This is a genomic window from Natronomonas marina (genome assembly GCF_024298905.1).
GTDB classification, from domain to species: Archaea; Halobacteriota; Halobacteria; order Halobacteriales; family Haloarculaceae; genus Natronomonas; species Natronomonas marina.
In genome coordinates this window covers 222,483-236,366 of sequence record NZ_CP101154.1, presented here as the reverse complement: position 1 = coordinate 236,366, position 13,884 = coordinate 222,483, and the positions used below count along the sequence as shown (strand labels likewise).

At 68.2% G+C, this 13,884-nt stretch carries 12 protein-coding genes; 7 read left to right on the top strand and 5 right to left on the bottom strand.

The window, feature by feature from the left end; all coding sequences use genetic code 11:
• Nucleotides 1–38 precede the first annotated feature (38 nt).
• Together NLF94_RS01215 and NLF94_RS01210 are read left to right on the top strand one after the other, a co-directional pair.
• Complete coding sequence (locus tag NLF94_RS01215; protein WP_254839634.1) at nucleotides 39–179, top strand: hypothetical protein; 141 nt, start codon at nucleotides 39–41, stop codon at nucleotides 177–179.
• 114 nt (nucleotides 180–293) lie between these two features.
• On the top strand, nucleotides 294–1,400 hold the full coding sequence (locus NLF94_RS01210; protein WP_254837548.1) for an IS630 family transposase: 1,107 nt from the start codon (nucleotides 294–296) through the stop codon (nucleotides 1,398–1,400).
• A 159-nt stretch (nucleotides 1,401–1,559) separates the two neighbouring features.
• On the opposite strand, the gene msrA is transcribed toward NLF94_RS01210, so the two are convergent.
• Nucleotides 1,560–2,093 (bottom strand): peptide-methionine (S)-S-oxide reductase MsrA, encoded by a 534-nt coding sequence (msrA, locus tag NLF94_RS01205; protein WP_254839633.1) that lies wholly within the window; start codon nucleotides 2,091–2,093, stop codon nucleotides 1,560–1,562.
• 126 nt (nucleotides 2,094–2,219) lie between these two features.
• Between msrA and NLF94_RS01200 the strand changes: the two genes are divergently transcribed.
• Nucleotides 2,220–2,645, top strand: coding sequence for a universal stress protein (locus NLF94_RS01200; RefSeq protein ID WP_254839632.1), 426 nt, complete (start codon nucleotides 2,220–2,222; stop codon nucleotides 2,643–2,645).
• Here the strand turns inward: NLF94_RS01200 and NLF94_RS01195 are convergent, their stop codons facing one another.
• On the bottom strand, nucleotides 2,646–2,876 hold the full coding sequence (locus tag NLF94_RS01195; RefSeq protein WP_254839631.1) for a hypothetical protein: 231 nt from the start codon (nucleotides 2,874–2,876) through the stop codon (nucleotides 2,646–2,648).
• A 107-nt stretch (nucleotides 2,877–2,983) separates the two neighbouring features.
• On the opposite strand from NLF94_RS01195, the gene NLF94_RS01190 reads away from it, so the two are divergent.
• Entirely contained in the window at nucleotides 2,984–3,607 is a 624-nt protein-coding gene (locus NLF94_RS01190) for a hypothetical protein (protein WP_254839630.1), read from the top strand.
• 30 nt (nucleotides 3,608–3,637) lie between these two features.
• Here NLF94_RS01190 and NLF94_RS01185 read toward each other — a convergent pair whose 3' ends face one another.
• Together NLF94_RS01185 and NLF94_RS01180 are read right to left on the bottom strand one after the other, a co-directional pair.
• Nucleotides 3,638–8,473 (bottom strand): RHS repeat-associated core domain-containing protein, encoded by a 4,836-nt coding sequence (locus NLF94_RS01185; protein ID WP_254839629.1) that lies wholly within the window; start codon nucleotides 8,471–8,473, stop codon nucleotides 3,638–3,640.
• A 5-nt stretch (nucleotides 8,474–8,478) separates the two neighbouring features.
• Nucleotides 8,479–10,122 carry a carboxypeptidase-like regulatory domain-containing protein gene (locus NLF94_RS01180; protein ID WP_254839628.1) on the bottom strand — a complete coding sequence of 548 codons (1,644 nt, stop codon included), beginning with the start codon at nucleotides 10,120–10,122 and terminating at the stop codon, nucleotides 8,479–8,481.
• Nucleotides 10,123–10,519: 397 nt separating this feature from the next.
• On the opposite strand from NLF94_RS01180, the gene NLF94_RS01175 reads away from it, so the two are divergent.
• The 3 genes from NLF94_RS01175 to azf all read left to right on the top strand — a co-directional run bounded on the left by NLF94_RS01175 (nucleotide 10,520) and on the right by azf (nucleotide 13,220).
• The gene (locus NLF94_RS01175; RefSeq protein WP_254839627.1) at nucleotides 10,520–11,287 is read left to right on the top strand and encodes an enoyl-CoA hydratase/isomerase family protein; all 768 of its coding nucleotides are present in this window, start codon (nucleotides 10,520–10,522) and stop codon (nucleotides 11,285–11,287) included.
• Between the two features lie 70 nt (nucleotides 11,288–11,357).
• Nucleotides 11,358–12,332: a ferritin family protein gene (locus tag NLF94_RS01170; protein WP_254839626.1), complete on the top strand. Its 975-nt coding sequence runs from the start codon at nucleotides 11,358–11,360 to the stop codon at nucleotides 12,330–12,332.
• A gap of 120 nt (nucleotides 12,333–12,452) precedes the next feature.
• Entirely contained in the window at nucleotides 12,453–13,220 is a 768-nt protein-coding gene (gene azf / locus NLF94_RS01165; protein WP_254839625.1) for an NAD-dependent glucose-6-phosphate dehydrogenase Azf, read from the top strand.
• A gap of 31 nt (nucleotides 13,221–13,251) precedes the next feature.
• On the opposite strand, the gene NLF94_RS01160 is transcribed toward azf, so the two are convergent.
• Nucleotides 13,252–13,836: a DUF309 domain-containing protein gene (locus NLF94_RS01160; RefSeq protein ID WP_254839624.1), complete on the bottom strand. Its 585-nt coding sequence runs from the start codon at nucleotides 13,834–13,836 to the stop codon at nucleotides 13,252–13,254.
• Nucleotides 13,837–13,884: the final 48 nt, after the last annotated feature.

Here is a 13,884-nt window from a genome sequence, read left to right as displayed (position 1 = left end):
GGGAGGCGTGTAGTGCAGTGCGGGGCGGTGCTGGCCTGGTGGACTCGAAGGGCGAGACCGGCGAGGCCGCAGGGAGCGGTGCGCGGCCGACCGGAGGGAGGCCGCGGTACGAGCGAGCGGCGAAGCCGCGAGCAGCGACCGAGGCCTCGATGGCGAACGGCGACCGCAGGGAGCCGTGAGCAGGTCGACCCGGCCCGGGCGACGTAAGCCGCGAGGGACCGACGGTCCCTCGGCCCGCTCGCGCGGCGTAGTCATTCGGGGAAGTTATTGAGGAAAACCGTCTTTTCGATGTAATGACTGGCCGTGAGAAAGAAGTTGTACGCCACCTGAGCGAGGAAGACCTGGATAGACTGCTCACGGAAACTGACGACGTGAAGCAACACGAACGGCTCGTGTTCATCAAACGGCTATACAAGGGAGCGACGCTCGCTGAAGCCGCTGATGACGTTGGGCGATCAGAGGGGACAGCTGACAACTGGGTCGAACGCTGGAATGAAGGAGGACTGGGCAAACTCACGCCGAACTTCGGGGGCGGCAGGCCCCCGAAGCTCGGCGAGGCCGAACAGCAGCGACTGATCGAGCGACTCCGTGAGGGCCAGCCCTGGAAAAAACAGGAGATTCAGCATCTCCTCAACGAGGAATTCAATATCGAGTATCATCCACACTATCTACCGACGTTTCTGGACAACCTCGGCCTCTCGTACGCTATTCCACGGACGAAACGTCCTGATCGACCAGACGACGCCGAAGGGATTCTCGACGAACGCGTCGAGTACGCGTTCGACGAGGATGCCGACGATCAGCCTCACAACAAACGAGAGAAAGATCAAGACGACGAAGACTGGGACCGTGACGAGGATATTCGAACAGATGGTGGCACAGTCATCGGGTTTTTCGACCTGTCACATCCACAGCCGTGGGACAATTCTCAGCGGATGTACACAGTTGATGACCCACACATCACCCGGCCGCTGGTGAAAATCGACACACCAGCGGCCGGGTTCTATGCACTCAACGGTGAGAGTGTACTGTCGTTTCCGCCGAACCAGGAGAAAGAACAGATCTGTGAGTGCTTCGAGACGATCCGCGAGCAGAATCCGCGTACCCGGATTCTGCTCGTTTTAGATAACTTCTCATCTCACATTTGCAAGTACACTCGCAAGCGTGCCCACGAACTAGGAATTGATCTCGTATTCCTTCCGGTTGGATCGCCGCATCTCAATCCAATCGAGCCAGTCTGGAAAAGTCTCAAGTGGGAGTCATCACCGCTGATTGTCGAAGATGAAGACGAGTACCGAACACTCCTTGACGATCTGTTCGAAGAACTGACCGAGCAACTGAGCTTCGCTGCATCGTGGATTGACAATCACCTCAGTGGATTCCTCAATAAGATCCGCTAATCACTACGCCGCGCGAGGACACCGCAGCGAAGCGAGGAGCGCAGCGAGGCCCGGCCGGTCGAGCCGGTCGAGGGCTTTGGAAAGCCGTTCTATGTGATAGCGCACATCAACCCCGGCAAGGCCTTCGGAGGTGGCGGGGTCGCGAGCCGGTCTGTCAGTCTACGCCTGCACCTTTTCGCGGAACTTCTCGCGGACCTTCTCGACCTTCGGCTGGGCGTGCATCCGGCAGTAGGCGTCGGTGGGGTTCTTTTCGAAGTAGTTCTGGTGTTTCTCCTCGGCGCGGTAGAACGTCTCCAGCGGCTCGACTTCCGTGACCACCTCGTCGTCGTAGCCGCCCTCCTCGTCCAGCGCCTCGATGTACGATTCGGCGAGGTCGCGCTGGTCGTCGTCGTGATAGAGGACGATAGAGCGGTACTGCGTGCCCACGTCGGGGCCCTGGCGATTGAGCTGGGTGGGGTCGTGGACCGTGAAGAACACCTCCAGCAGTTCGTCGTAGCCGATGACGTCGGGGTCGTACTCGACCTGGACGACCTCGGCGTGGCCGGTGTCCCCCGAGCAGACGGCCCGGTAGGTGGGGTCCTCGACGTGGCCGCCGGCGTACCCCGAGGTGACGTCGGTGACGCCGCCCAGTTCCTCGAAGGCCGCCTCGATGCACCAGAAGCACCCGCCGCCGAACGTCGCTGTCTCCGTCATGTCCCCGAGTAGGGCCGCGGGAGGTATGTATGTGACGAGCGTCGAGGCGCGCCCACCGCTCGCGGGCCGGGCCATGCGGCGGGAATCGCCGCTAACCATTTGTACCGCGGGCGAGTGCTCCCGGGTATGTACGACCGAATCCTGCTGCCGACCGACGGGAGCGACGCCACCAACCGGGCGGTCGAGCAGGCCGTCGGCCTCGCCCGCGAGACGGGTGCGGAACTGCACGTCCTGTTCGTCGTCGAGGACATCCCCTACGCGCCGGAGATGATGGACGACACGGTCGAAAAACAGCTCCGGGAGATCGGCGAGGAGGCCCTCGAGAAGATCCGGGAGCGGGCCGACGAGGCCGGCGTCGAGGTCGTCGCGGACATCCGGGAGGGTGCGCCGCACACCGCCATCCTCGAGTACGCCGACGAGGCCGGCGTCGACGCCATCGTGATGGGCACCCACGGCCGGAGCGGACTGGACCGCTACCTGCTGGGCAGCGTCACCGAACGGGTCGTCAGGACCGCCGAGATTCCGGTCCTGACGGTCCGGATGGAGGAGTGATCACCGGAGACCGAACGACCGTAACGAACCGTAGCCGGCCGCGATCGAGAGCGCGGCGGCGGCGACGGCGACGGCGGCGTAAACCGGTGCGGCCCTGACCGCGTAAATCGACGCCTGCAACGCCCCGAAGCCGGCCATCGCGGCCAGCCACAGCAGGGCGACGCCGCCGATGGCACCCCTGACGGTTATCAGCCCGTCCGGTGGCTCGTCGAAGCCCTCGTCTTCGGCCATGGCGCGGGTTCGGGCGCCATCCTCCTAAGCCCTCGCTTCGGCCGCCAGCGGCGCTCGGTCCGCTCCGCACCCGGTTTTATTGCCCTGGAGCGACGACAGGCACTGTCATGGGTGGGGAAGAACCAGCCGATCCGGACACCGACGGCATCGACCCGGGGCTTCCGGCCGTCTCACGACGGGCGGTACTCGCCTCCTCGGCGGCGGCCAGCGTCACCGGAGTCCCCGGGACGGCGGCGGCGACCGGCGACGGAAGCGACGCAGCAGACGTCGAGACCGTCCTGCTCCGTCGCTCGGACCTCGCCGAACCGGAATCGTACGTCGAGTGGTCCATCGAGACGACGGCCGCGCCGCTATCCCGGCACGTCGCCTCCGCCGTCGAGGGGTTCGTGCCCGGCGACGGCGTCGCTTCGGGGTTCGTGGCGAAGTCGACCGCCGACGGGCCGGGAACCGTCGAGAGCGCCGCCTACCCCGACCGGGGACTGGCGGGCGTCACCGACGCGGCCGGGGCGTGGGTCCGGGCGCAGTCGCCGGCAGGCGCCGAGACCGCCCGGCGCGGGGACGACGGCACGGTCCGGTGGGAGACGGCGTCCGAGGAGGGGTTCGACGTGCTCCACTTCGAGCGACTCCCCGGTATCGTCGCGTTCGTCGGCGTCTCGGGCGAGGACCGGACGAGAGTGCGCGAGGCGACGGACCGATACGCCGGCCTGGTTCGTACCCGGGCGAGACGGTAGTCGACGGGGAGCAGCCGGGGAGTTCCGGCCTCAACAGCAGTCCTCCAGCGCCTTCTCCGGGCAGTCCTCGTCGATGAGGCCGCGCTCTCTGGCCTCACACGGCGAGAGCGACTCGTTCGGACCGTTGATCAACTCGAAGAGCGCCTCGCCCGGCCCCTGCCCGAAGTACTGGTCGATGCCGGCGTAGATGCCCGACCCGACCAGCATCCCGCCGTACAGCGCGAGGTTGTAGAGGCCACCGCGGGAGGCGCTCTTGAGCAGGCTCTTGCCGGCTGCCTTCGCCGCCGCCTTCTTGGCCTTCCCCTTGGCGAGTTCCTCGAGATAGTTCTCGAGCCCCGCCTTGAAGAGTTCCTTCAGCTTCAGATCCGCCCCGGTGTCCACGCCGAGTTCGTCCAGTATCTTCCCGATGAGGTCGGTGTACTCCTCCGTCTTGTCGAAGTTCTCCAGCATCTTCTCGATGAAGCAGTCCCAGGACAGCCCCGTCGGGTCGACGGCGTTGACCGGGTCGTTCTCGACGTAACTGTAGAAGTTGAACTGTCCGCCGGCCAGTAGCATCGGGTCGCGCGCGAGCCACCGGCCAGTCTCGGGATCGTAATCGCGCATCCCGAACCGGACGAGTCCCGTCTCGGGGTCGGGGATGCCGCCCGCGAACCCGACGTGGAGCGGGAACGCGGGGTCCGAATCCGACCGCACCGCCCCGTAGGCGTCGCGGTCGATCTCCCGGACCACGCTACCACTGGAGTCGACCACCACCCGCGGAGTGCCGACCTGGTCGGTGGCGACGTAGTACCACGAGCCGCCGCGCTCGAATGCGTAGAGGCGGCCGTCGAGGTCGTAGTAGTAGTGGGTCCACTCGCCCGATTCCCGGACGGCCGTCACGCGCGTCGGGGCGTTCGGGTCGCCGTAGAGGTACTCGGTCGTCGTTCCGTCGGGAGCGGTCCGGGCGACGCGTCGGCCGTAGCCGTCGGAGGTGTACTCGACGCTGCTGCCGCCAGACAGCGTCGCCGAGAGCAACTCGCCGGTGGCGCTGTAATCGAGCGTGTCGCCGTTGCGGTCGGTGACGTGGCCGTCGGCATCGTAGCCGTAGGTGCGCGACCCCTGTTCGACCAGGCGGTCGCCGGGGTCGTAACTGGCCTGCTCGGTGGTGCCGTCGACGGTCCGCTCGGTGCGGTTGCCGTTCTCGTCGTAGGCGTAGGACTCGACGACGCTGCCGTCCCGCTGGACTTCGGTCAGGCGCCCGTCGGCGTCGTAGGTGAACGCCTCGGCCCGCTGGCCGTTCGGGAGCGTCTCGGTGCGTTCGACGAGCAGGTCGCTCTGGTCGTAGGTGTACTCGACGCTGTAGAACTCGGTGCCATCGACGGTGTGACTCCGGGAGGCGACGCGGCCCTGCTGGTCGTAGGTGTACTCGACCACGCCCGTGAAGTCCGAGATGCGGGACGGCCGGCCCATCAGGCCGTTCCGCTCGACGGTGAAGGGGCCCTCGCCGGTCAGCAGACCGTCGTCGTCGCGGGACAGCGCCCGCGTCGATCCGTTCGGGTGGGTGATCTGGCTCACCTGCCCGTCGGCGTCGTGGGCGTACTGGAACGTGCCCGAGGCCGGCCCGGAGAACGCGAGTTCGGTCGTCACCTTGCCGTCCCGCGTTATCGACAGCGACTGGTCGGTGCTGCCGTCGGCCGGCGAGCGCGTCAACCCCGTGAGCCGCTTGAGTTCGTCCCGCTGGTAGGTGACGGTGGCGTCGGGATGGCTCGCCTGCTGGAGCCGGGTCGAGGCGTCGAACTCGTTGGTGATCGTGCGACCGCTCGGCAGCGCCACCTCGGTCGGGAACCCGTCGGCGTCGTGGGAGATCGTCCGACTGCCGCCCTCCGGCGGCGTGTAGCCGGTCATGTGGCCGGCGGCGTCGAACTCGTAGTCGTGCGTCTCGCCGTTCGGCCGCGTCATCGACGACAGATAGCCGTCGGCGTCGTAGCTGAACGCGGTGGTGTTGCCGAGCGGCGAGGTGAACGACTCGGGGTACTCGCCGTCCGAGAGGGTCATCTCGCTGCGGCGGCCCTCGGCGTCCGTCACCGCCGACAGGTTCCCCCCGCCGTCGTACTCGAGTGCGAGTTCGTTCCCCGTCCGGCCGACCCCGGTGACGCGCCCGTCGGCGTCGTAACTCATCGAGAGGCCGTCCGTACCGGTCGGGGAGACGGTGCTCGTGCGGCCGGCGTCCAGGCCGACGGTCATCGTCCGGCCCCCGGGGGTGGTGACGGTCCACTCCCCGGCGCCCGGGTCGTAGGAACGTTCGTAGCTTCGACCGTTGACGGTCGACGTCTCGCTGAAGGCGGTGAGGCTGAGGGGGTCGGTCTCGTCGGACAGCGTCACCGACCGGGAAAACTCCGTCGTGGTCGTCGTCCCGCCCGGCGAGGTGTAGGTGACCGACGCGGGCAACGGTGAGCGGCCGCCGAAGCGGGGGTCGAGGCCGGACCGGGTCGTCTTCGAGGCGCCGTCGGGGTAGGTCGTGGTCCACTCGCCGTCCGGCGAGATGAGCGTCTCGGTCCCGGCCGTGTTACAGCACTGGGTCGTTATCCGGCGGCCCGCCGCGGTCCGCTCGACGTCGACCGTGGTCTCGCGCATCTCGGGCGTGAGGTGGGTGAGCCGGCGGCCGTTCTCGATGGCCTGCTGGACCAGGTCGTCCTGTCCGCCGGTCGGACGGGTGCGCCCGGTGACGCGACCCGAGCCGTCGTACTGGAAGGTCGTCTCGTCGCCTCCGGGGTGGGTGATCCGCTCGAGGAGGCCGCCGCCGGTGTACGTAAAGCCGAGTTGCCGGTCGTCGGGCCGGGTGATACCGGTGACGTAGCCGTCGGTGAGAGCGAGTTCGAGGCGCTGGCCCGTCGGCGCGACGATGGCCGTCGGCGCGCCGTCGGCGTCGCGCTCGACCTGGACGACAGAGCCGTTGCGGTCGGTGACGCTCGTGAGGCGGCCGGCGTCGTCGTAGGCGAACTCGTACAGCGTCGTCCCCGTCAGCGTGTCGACCGTGCGGGCGTGGCGGCCGTCCACGAACTCGTACAGTTTCGACCCGTCGCGTGAGGGGATCCGGTCGATGTCGAACGCCTGGCGGAGGCGAGCGAAGACGCTCCCGTCGGTCGCCCTCTCGCGCGCCATGAAGTGGATGTCCCCGGCGTCGGTCCAGAGAAGCGGCCACTGTCCGAAGAAGCGGTACGCGGTGTCCGCCGGGGCGCCCCTGTAGGTGGTGTCGCTCCTGATCGGCCGGTCGCCAGTGCCCATGATCCGGGTCACGAGCCCTCCGGGATCGAACTTCCTGACGAGATCCTCGCGGTCCGAGGAGCTATCCGCGTCGGCCGCCCGGTCCATGAAGTAGACCGTCCCGGTCTCGTCGACGTGGAGGCCGAGGACCGTCCCGATCTTCGCCTCCTTGGCCGCGAGGAGGTGTTCGGAGTCGTCGGACTGTCTGACCTGCTCGAACCCCGACCCGGACCCCGCGAGAACCCGGACGTTCCCCTGACTGTCGATGCGGACGATCCGTCCGGGTTCGCCGACGTAGAGGTCGCCCGACGGACCGACCGCGATGGTGTCCCGGAGGACCGGTATCCCGTCGAACGTGTCGCCGCCGACGAGGTCGAACGAGTACGCCCGGTACAGGCGACCGTCGGGGCTGAGCCGCACGACACCGCCGCCCCACTCGTCGTTCATCGGCCCGAGCTTCAGGTAGGTGTCGCCGTCGCTCCCGACGACGACGCTGGTGATGGCCGGGAGCGGGACGTCGGTCGCGAGGCTCCCCTCGACGTCCGCGATCCAGTCGCCGAAGCTGCCGTACTCGTCGGTCGGGTGCTGCCCGTCGGTCGTCCCCGCGAGCGTCGTCACCGTGCTCCCGTCCTCCGATATCCGCCGAACGCGCCCGTCGTTCGTGGAATCCGAGTCGAATATCGGGTCCATGCCCCCGACGAGCTCCGCGAGGTAGAGCCGGCCCTCCGACCCGTAGGCGACGTCGAAGACGTATCCATCGGCGCCGAGCGAGCCCTCGTCGGCGATCAGGGTTCCGACCACGTCGATGGAATCACCGTCGCTCGCCAGCAACTGTTCGAACCCGTCGGACGGGAGGTCGTACACCCTGACGGCGGCTATCTCGTCGCTGTCGGCTCCCGAGCCGTAGTCGACGCCGGTCAGCGTCACGGTCAGGCTCCCGTCGGGCGCGACGGCGCTGGTCGCGAAGTACTCGTCCGTATCGAGGATGTCGAACCGGCCGGCCGGGACCTGGTCGACCTCGCGGAGGCTGTCCTCCTTTATCGTCCGGTCGGTCCCGTCGCCCTGCAGCAACGAGAACGACGACCGGTTCCGGTTTCGGACGTGGTGTGGCGAGAGCCACCAGCCGCCGAGCCCCGTCCGTGCGGCGTCGAAGTACTGTAGATCGACCTCGTAGTCCGTCGTGAAGTAGAGCTCCTCTCGGGCCTCGCTCCCGGTGATCTCGACTCCGGGGCGGTTGTTGAACGCGCTGCCACGGTCCACGTCCGGTTCCGAATACACCCCGTCGTAGACGTACGTGATCTCGATGGTGGCGGTGTGCGGTCCCTGGACGCGGTTCCCGAAGCCGTCGCGGCCGTCCCAGGTGAAACTCTCCGTCCGGTCGGGGTCGGGGGAGAACTCGAACTCGTTTCTCTGGCCTGCGACCTCGATGGTGAGGTCGACCCGCTTCAGCGAATCCGGCGGGTTGCTCCCGGTCAGCGGGACGGACACCGACCGGCTCGGGTTCGTCGACGTGCCGCGGACGCGGTCGCTGAAGTAGTTGAGCGTGAGATCCGTGCCGGGGATCGGCACCGATGCGGTCGACGTCCGGGATTCGAGATTGATGGCTGCGTCTATCGTTGGCATGAGTGTTATTTCGGACAGTCGTCGTCCTCTTCGTCCTCTTCGGGCGGTTCCTCCGGCGTGCTCGGTGGTTCGGGCGGCGTCGTACCGTCGTCGATGTTCACGTCCTCGATCTCGAAGTCGGGTAGCGGCGGCACGGAATCCGCAGGGGGGTTGAACGGCCAGTTGCAGTCCCACGGCGAGAAGTGCGGCACCGGCGTCCGCCACAGCTGGTCGCCGGCCTCGTACTGGGTAGCGAGCATCGCCAGTTCCTCGTCGGTCACCCCCAGCTCGTCGAGCTGTGACTGGTCGGCGGGATCGCCGCTGCCGTCGACGTCGATGGAGGCGCTCCCGCCGCTGGTGTCGAGGATCTCGATGATGCGGCCGTCGTCGCCGCCCTCCCAGGCGGCGGCGTCCTCGTCGTAGAAGCCCATCGGTACCCGCTGGCCGACCGGGAAGTCGAGGAAGTTGCGCTCGTACTCGTAGACCGGCTGGTCGAACTCGACGTCGCCGCGCGATTCGGTATCGATGAAGGCGGTCTGACTGCTCGTGGAGCCGTCGCTGCTGTCGGGATTCCGGGCCGTCAACTCCACCGCGTACGTGTAGCCGACCCGGTTCGGCAACTCGTCGGGCATCGCCTCGGGTCCGTTCTCGCCGACGGTGTACTCGGTCGCCCGAATCTCCAGTTCCTCGGGGGCGGTGCCGTCGTCGGTGTCCATCGCCGACGTGTTCGGCGGGACGAACACCGCCGCCTGCCGGTCGCCGTCGCCGTCCGAGACCGGCTGGCTGGTCGCCACCTGTCCGTCGTCGCTGTCCGTCTCGACGGTCGTGCTCTCGGCCGTCTCCCGGAGGAGCGAGACGGCCGTCCCCTTCCGGTGGGCGTTCGAACCGACCGGGATCTGCCGCTGGAGCGGGAGGAAGCCGGTCCGCTCGAACCGGAATATCACCGTGCCTCCCCCGTTGACGGCCATGTCGAACGTGCCGTCGGCCCGGGACAGCGTCCGTCCCAGTTCCGGACGGCCCGACACCCGGACCGTCGCGTTGCCGACCGGGTCCCCCTCGCGGTCGGTGACGGTGCCGCTGACGATGGCGACGCGACCGGGGTCGATGGCGCCGGCCTCGACGCCCGTCTGCACCGGATCGTCGCCGGTGTACAGCGCCTCCGCTCTGTCGGCGACGGTGGTCTGTGTCGTGCCCTCGGGTTCGTCCGGTTCGAGGGTCGGCGGCTCGGGGACGGTCCCCTCGGCGGTCGGGGAGGCGCCGCTCTCGCCGGCGCAGTTGCGGGCCGTGACGACGTAGTAGTAGGTCGTGCCGGTCTCGACGCCGGCGTGGGCGAAGGGCGTCCCGACGTCGGCGATGCGGGTCCCGGTGTCGGGGGAGACGTCCTGGCTGGTCGACCAGTAGAGGTCGTAGGACGTGGCGGCGTCGACCTCGGCCCAGGAGACCTCGACGAAGTCGGCGTTGCCCGTGGCGTCCGCGGACCCGGGCGCTGCTGGCGGGTTCTCGAAGACGGTCGCGCCGGTTCGCCAGTAATCGACGACGTCCCGCAGGACGCTGGTGTCGAGGTCGCCGACCCGCCAGTCGTCGACGGCGCCTCGCAGTCCATCGTTCTGAACGACACAATCGTCGTCGGCGTAGCGGGAGGCGGCCGCCTTCTGGGCGTCGTCGCTCACGGCGAGAAACCCCCGTCCGGCGTCGTCGGCGATTGGCTACCCCGGGAGTCCGGTCCGGCAGGACCGCGAGCGACGTGTCGCGCGCGTCCCGGAGCGGGCCGACCGCCGGAGGCGACTGGATTCGACCGTCGGAGGATCGGGAGCGCGTCCCGGATTTCGAGCGATACGACCGTATCGACGTCGTGCTCGGCGTCGTGCATAGACGGACTCACCACTGCCGTTCACGCCCGACTCGATCGGCATCACCACCCCCCTACCCCCCACCGATACGTGAACCGCGATACCGTTTGACAGACCTGACAAACGTATAAGTGTACCGACCGGAACGGCCCGCGGACGGGAATCCTCCGGGGCGGACGACCCAACGAGTAAAGACGCTGGCGACAGCCAACCGGGTATGAGCGTCGAGACGACCCGCGACGGCGCCGTCGCAACCGTCACTATATCGAACCCCGAGCGGAAGAACGCCCTGGACGCCCCGGCCTCCGAAGCGATGGCCGAGGAGATACGCGACCTCGCCTACGACGACGGCGTCCGGTGTGTCGTCCTCACGGGCGAGGGCGACGCCTTCTGTGCCGGTCTGGACCTGGCCGGCGACATGGGCGGCGGCAGCCCCGCCGCCGAACTGGAGGTCGGCTTCGGCGCCATCGCCACCGGGCTGATACGGATGGAGAAGCCCACGGTTGCGAAGGTGCCCGGCCCGGCGGTCGGGGCCGGCGCCTCCATCGCGGCCGCCTGTGACTTCGTCTACGCCGCCGAGGACGCCTTCTTCGAGTGGGGCTTCACCAACATCGGGCTGGCGCCGGACACCGGCGCGACCTACACGCTCCCGCGACTGGTCGGCACCCGGAAGGCACTGGAACTCCTGATAACGGGCGACCGCATCGATGCCGAGCGGGCCGTCGAGTTGGGCGTCGCCAACGAGGTCGTTGCGGGCGAGGACCTGGACGCGTTCGTCGCCGACCGCGCCGAGACGCTGGCCGGCCGGCCGACGATGGCCGTCGCCGCCGCCAAACGGCTCGTCTACCGGAGCGACCACCGCTCGCTGGAGGAGACGCTCCGGGAGGAGGCGCTGGCCCAGGAGGAGATGATAGAGAGCGAGGACTTCATGGAGGGCGTCGCCGCCTTCATGGGCGACCGCGAACCCGACTTCGAGGGCCGGTAGTCGCGGCCGTCGTCCCCGTCAGGGCGGCCCGGCTGCTCATAAACCGCCTCGAATGCGGGGAGTTACCATCATGCAGGATGGGACCCTCGGCCAGGATATGACGCAGATACGGGATACGAGCCGCGAGATGCGCATCAGCGAGGAGTCGGTCGGCGGCGGCTACTTCAAACACGCCGTCTACAACCACTGGGACCCCTACGAGGACATCTCCCAGGAGCTCATCGAACAGGACAGGGAGCGGGCGATGGCGATGGAGGGCGACCGGGAGGAGTTCCTCGACGTGACCCAGTACCTCGCGCTGTTCGGGGCCGGCGAGGAGTCGGTCACGGAGGACCTGGCGCCGCTGATGGTCGCCCTCGACGACATCAACGACCAGATGTTCGTCTCCAGCCAGATTTACGAGGAGGCCAAGCACACCCAGTTCTTCGACCGCTACTGGCGGGAGGTCATCTACCCGGTCGCCGAGGAACGGGGCTGGGAGAAGGTGCCCCCGACCGACCAGCGGTTCTTCCCCGACGGCTACGTCGAACTGTTCGAGCGCACCGAGGACGCCATGGAGACGCTTCTGACCGACGACACGCCCGAGAACCGCGTCCGAGCGTACTGTCACTACCACCTCGTCGTCGAGTCGGTGCTCGCACAGACCGGCTACTTCGGTCTAACGACGGCGCTGGGAGCCGACGACGACGACCCGCTGACGCCGCCCGACCGGGAGACGCCGCACCTCGCGGGCCTGGTGAAGGGCATCAACTACATCCGGAGCGACGAGGGGCGCCACGTCGGCTTCGGGATGCAGAAGGTCCAGCACCACATCGCCGAGAACGGCGTCGACGAGGCCGTCGTCCAGGAGACGCTGAAGGAGCTGATGCCGTTCGTCGCCGAGACCGTCTCCGTCGGGGACAGCGTCATCGACCCGATGCCGCTGGTCAACTACGCCCGCGACAAACTCACCCGCCGCATCGACATCATCACGGACGCCGACGCCGAGATTCCGGACGTCGAGGAACTCGTCGCGCTGGACGACGGGTCGGCGGCCGCGGACTGAGCAGCAGTCGTCGCCCCGGCGCCCGATTCGGCCCGGCAAGACCGACCCCGAAACGGGACCGCCGGCAGTTCCGAAACGAACCGGACGTTTCTTACTCGGTTGCCGCTATCGTTTACCCACATGGACGACACCGTGTTGCTCACGGGTGCGAAAGGCGCCGTCGGGACGGCGATACGGGAGGGACTCGCCGACGACTACGACTGGCGCTACCTCTTCCACAACCCGCCGCCGTTCGACCCCGACCACCCGTACCTCGTCGGCGACGTCGTCGACGAGGCGGTCGTCGCGGAGGCCTGCGAGGGCGTCGGCGCCGTCGTCCACCTCGCGGGCGACCCCCGCCGTGACGCGCCGTGGGACTCGGTGCTCGACACCAACATCCACGGGACGAAGGTGCTCTACGAGGCCGCCGTCGAGGCCGGCGCCGAGAAGTTCGTCTTCGCCTCCTCGAACCACGCCGTCGGCCACTACGAGACCGAGCGCAAGCCAGACCTCTACCGCGAGGACGACGAGTTCCTGCTCGACGGCACCGAACTCCCCCGACCGGGGAACTTCTACGGCATCTCGAAGGCCACCGGCGAACTCGTCGGCCGCTACTACCACGACGAGTACGGCATCGACGTCTGCAACATCCGCATCGGCAACCTGACGCGGAACCACCCGCCCGCCGAGTACGAGCGCGGACAGGCGATGTGGCTCTCCTACCGCGACTGCGCCCACATCCACGACCGTGCGCTGCAGGCCGACTACGACTACGAAATCGTCTACGGCATCTCGGACAACGACCGCAAGTACTACTCGCTGGAGCGCGCCCGCGAGGTGCTCGGATACGACCCACAGGACAACTCCGCCGACTACACCTTCGAGGGCGAACCGCTCGAGGAGGACTGACGGCGGGCCCTCCGGTCGGGGACCAGAAACGTCACTCGGCGTCGAACAGCCCCTCGACATCGGCGTCCCTCGATTCCCGCCGCCGGACGTGCTCGGCGATCCGCTGGCGGACGGCCGGCGACTCCTCCCGCAGGTACGACAGCGTCAGCGCCACGAAGGGACTGGTCTCCTCCCCGGCGGCGACCGCCTCCTCGGCGTAGGCGACGGCCCGCTCGACGACCTCGTCGCCCCGGGTCTCCGCCAGCGCCTCGGCGGCGATGCCCGCGGCCGGAAACTGCAGGTCCTCGACGGTGACCACTTCGCCATCGACAGCCAGGGCGGGTGGCCGCTCCCGTTCTGCGAGTTCCGGGTCGGCGGCGAGCCGCCGGACCCAGGCCCGCAGATCCTCGTGCCCGCAGCCATCGAGGTAGGCCGCGCCGCTCTCGGCGAGACCCACGGCGCCCGACCAGTTGCCCGTCCGGGCCTTGTGGGTCGCGGCCGTCGCCTGTACCAGTCCCTGGATGCAGTCGTCCCGGTTCCCGCGAGGGTCCTCGAGCCAGCGCTCCTCCCACGGCTCGTGGGCCGCGAGGTAGTGGCCGGCGTTGAACAGCGCCGTCCCCGCCCGCAGGTGGTCCATACGTCGGTTACCGGCCGTCGGTAGAAAAATCGACGGGGCGAATCACGG

Coding starts and splice junctions, on each gene's coding strand:
- NLF94_RS01185 (WP_254839629.1), bottom strand. CDS start 8,473: ATGCCAACGATAGACGCAGCCATCAATCTCGAATCCCGGACGTCGACC.
- NLF94_RS01160 (WP_254839624.1), bottom strand. CDS start 13,836: ATGGACCACCTGCGGGCGGGGACGGCGCTGTTCAACGCCGGCCACTAC.
- NLF94_RS01210 (WP_254837548.1), top strand. CDS start 294: ATGACTGGCCGTGAGAAAGAAGTTGTACGCCACCTGAGCGAGGAAGAC.
- NLF94_RS01195 (WP_254839631.1), bottom strand. CDS start 2,876: ATGGCCGAAGACGAGGGCTTCGACGAGCCACCGGACGGGCTGATAACC.
- azf (WP_254839625.1), top strand. CDS start 12,453: ATGGACGACACCGTGTTGCTCACGGGTGCGAAAGGCGCCGTCGGGACG.
- NLF94_RS01175 (WP_254839627.1), top strand. CDS start 10,520: ATGAGCGTCGAGACGACCCGCGACGGCGCCGTCGCAACCGTCACTATA.
- NLF94_RS01170 (WP_254839626.1), top strand. CDS start 11,358: ATGCAGGATGGGACCCTCGGCCAGGATATGACGCAGATACGGGATACG.
- NLF94_RS01190 (WP_254839630.1), top strand. CDS start 2,984: ATGGGTGGGGAAGAACCAGCCGATCCGGACACCGACGGCATCGACCCG.
- msrA (WP_254839633.1), bottom strand. CDS start 2,093: ATGACGGAGACAGCGACGTTCGGCGGCGGGTGCTTCTGGTGCATCGAG.
- NLF94_RS01200 (WP_254839632.1), top strand. CDS start 2,220: ATGTACGACCGAATCCTGCTGCCGACCGACGGGAGCGACGCCACCAAC.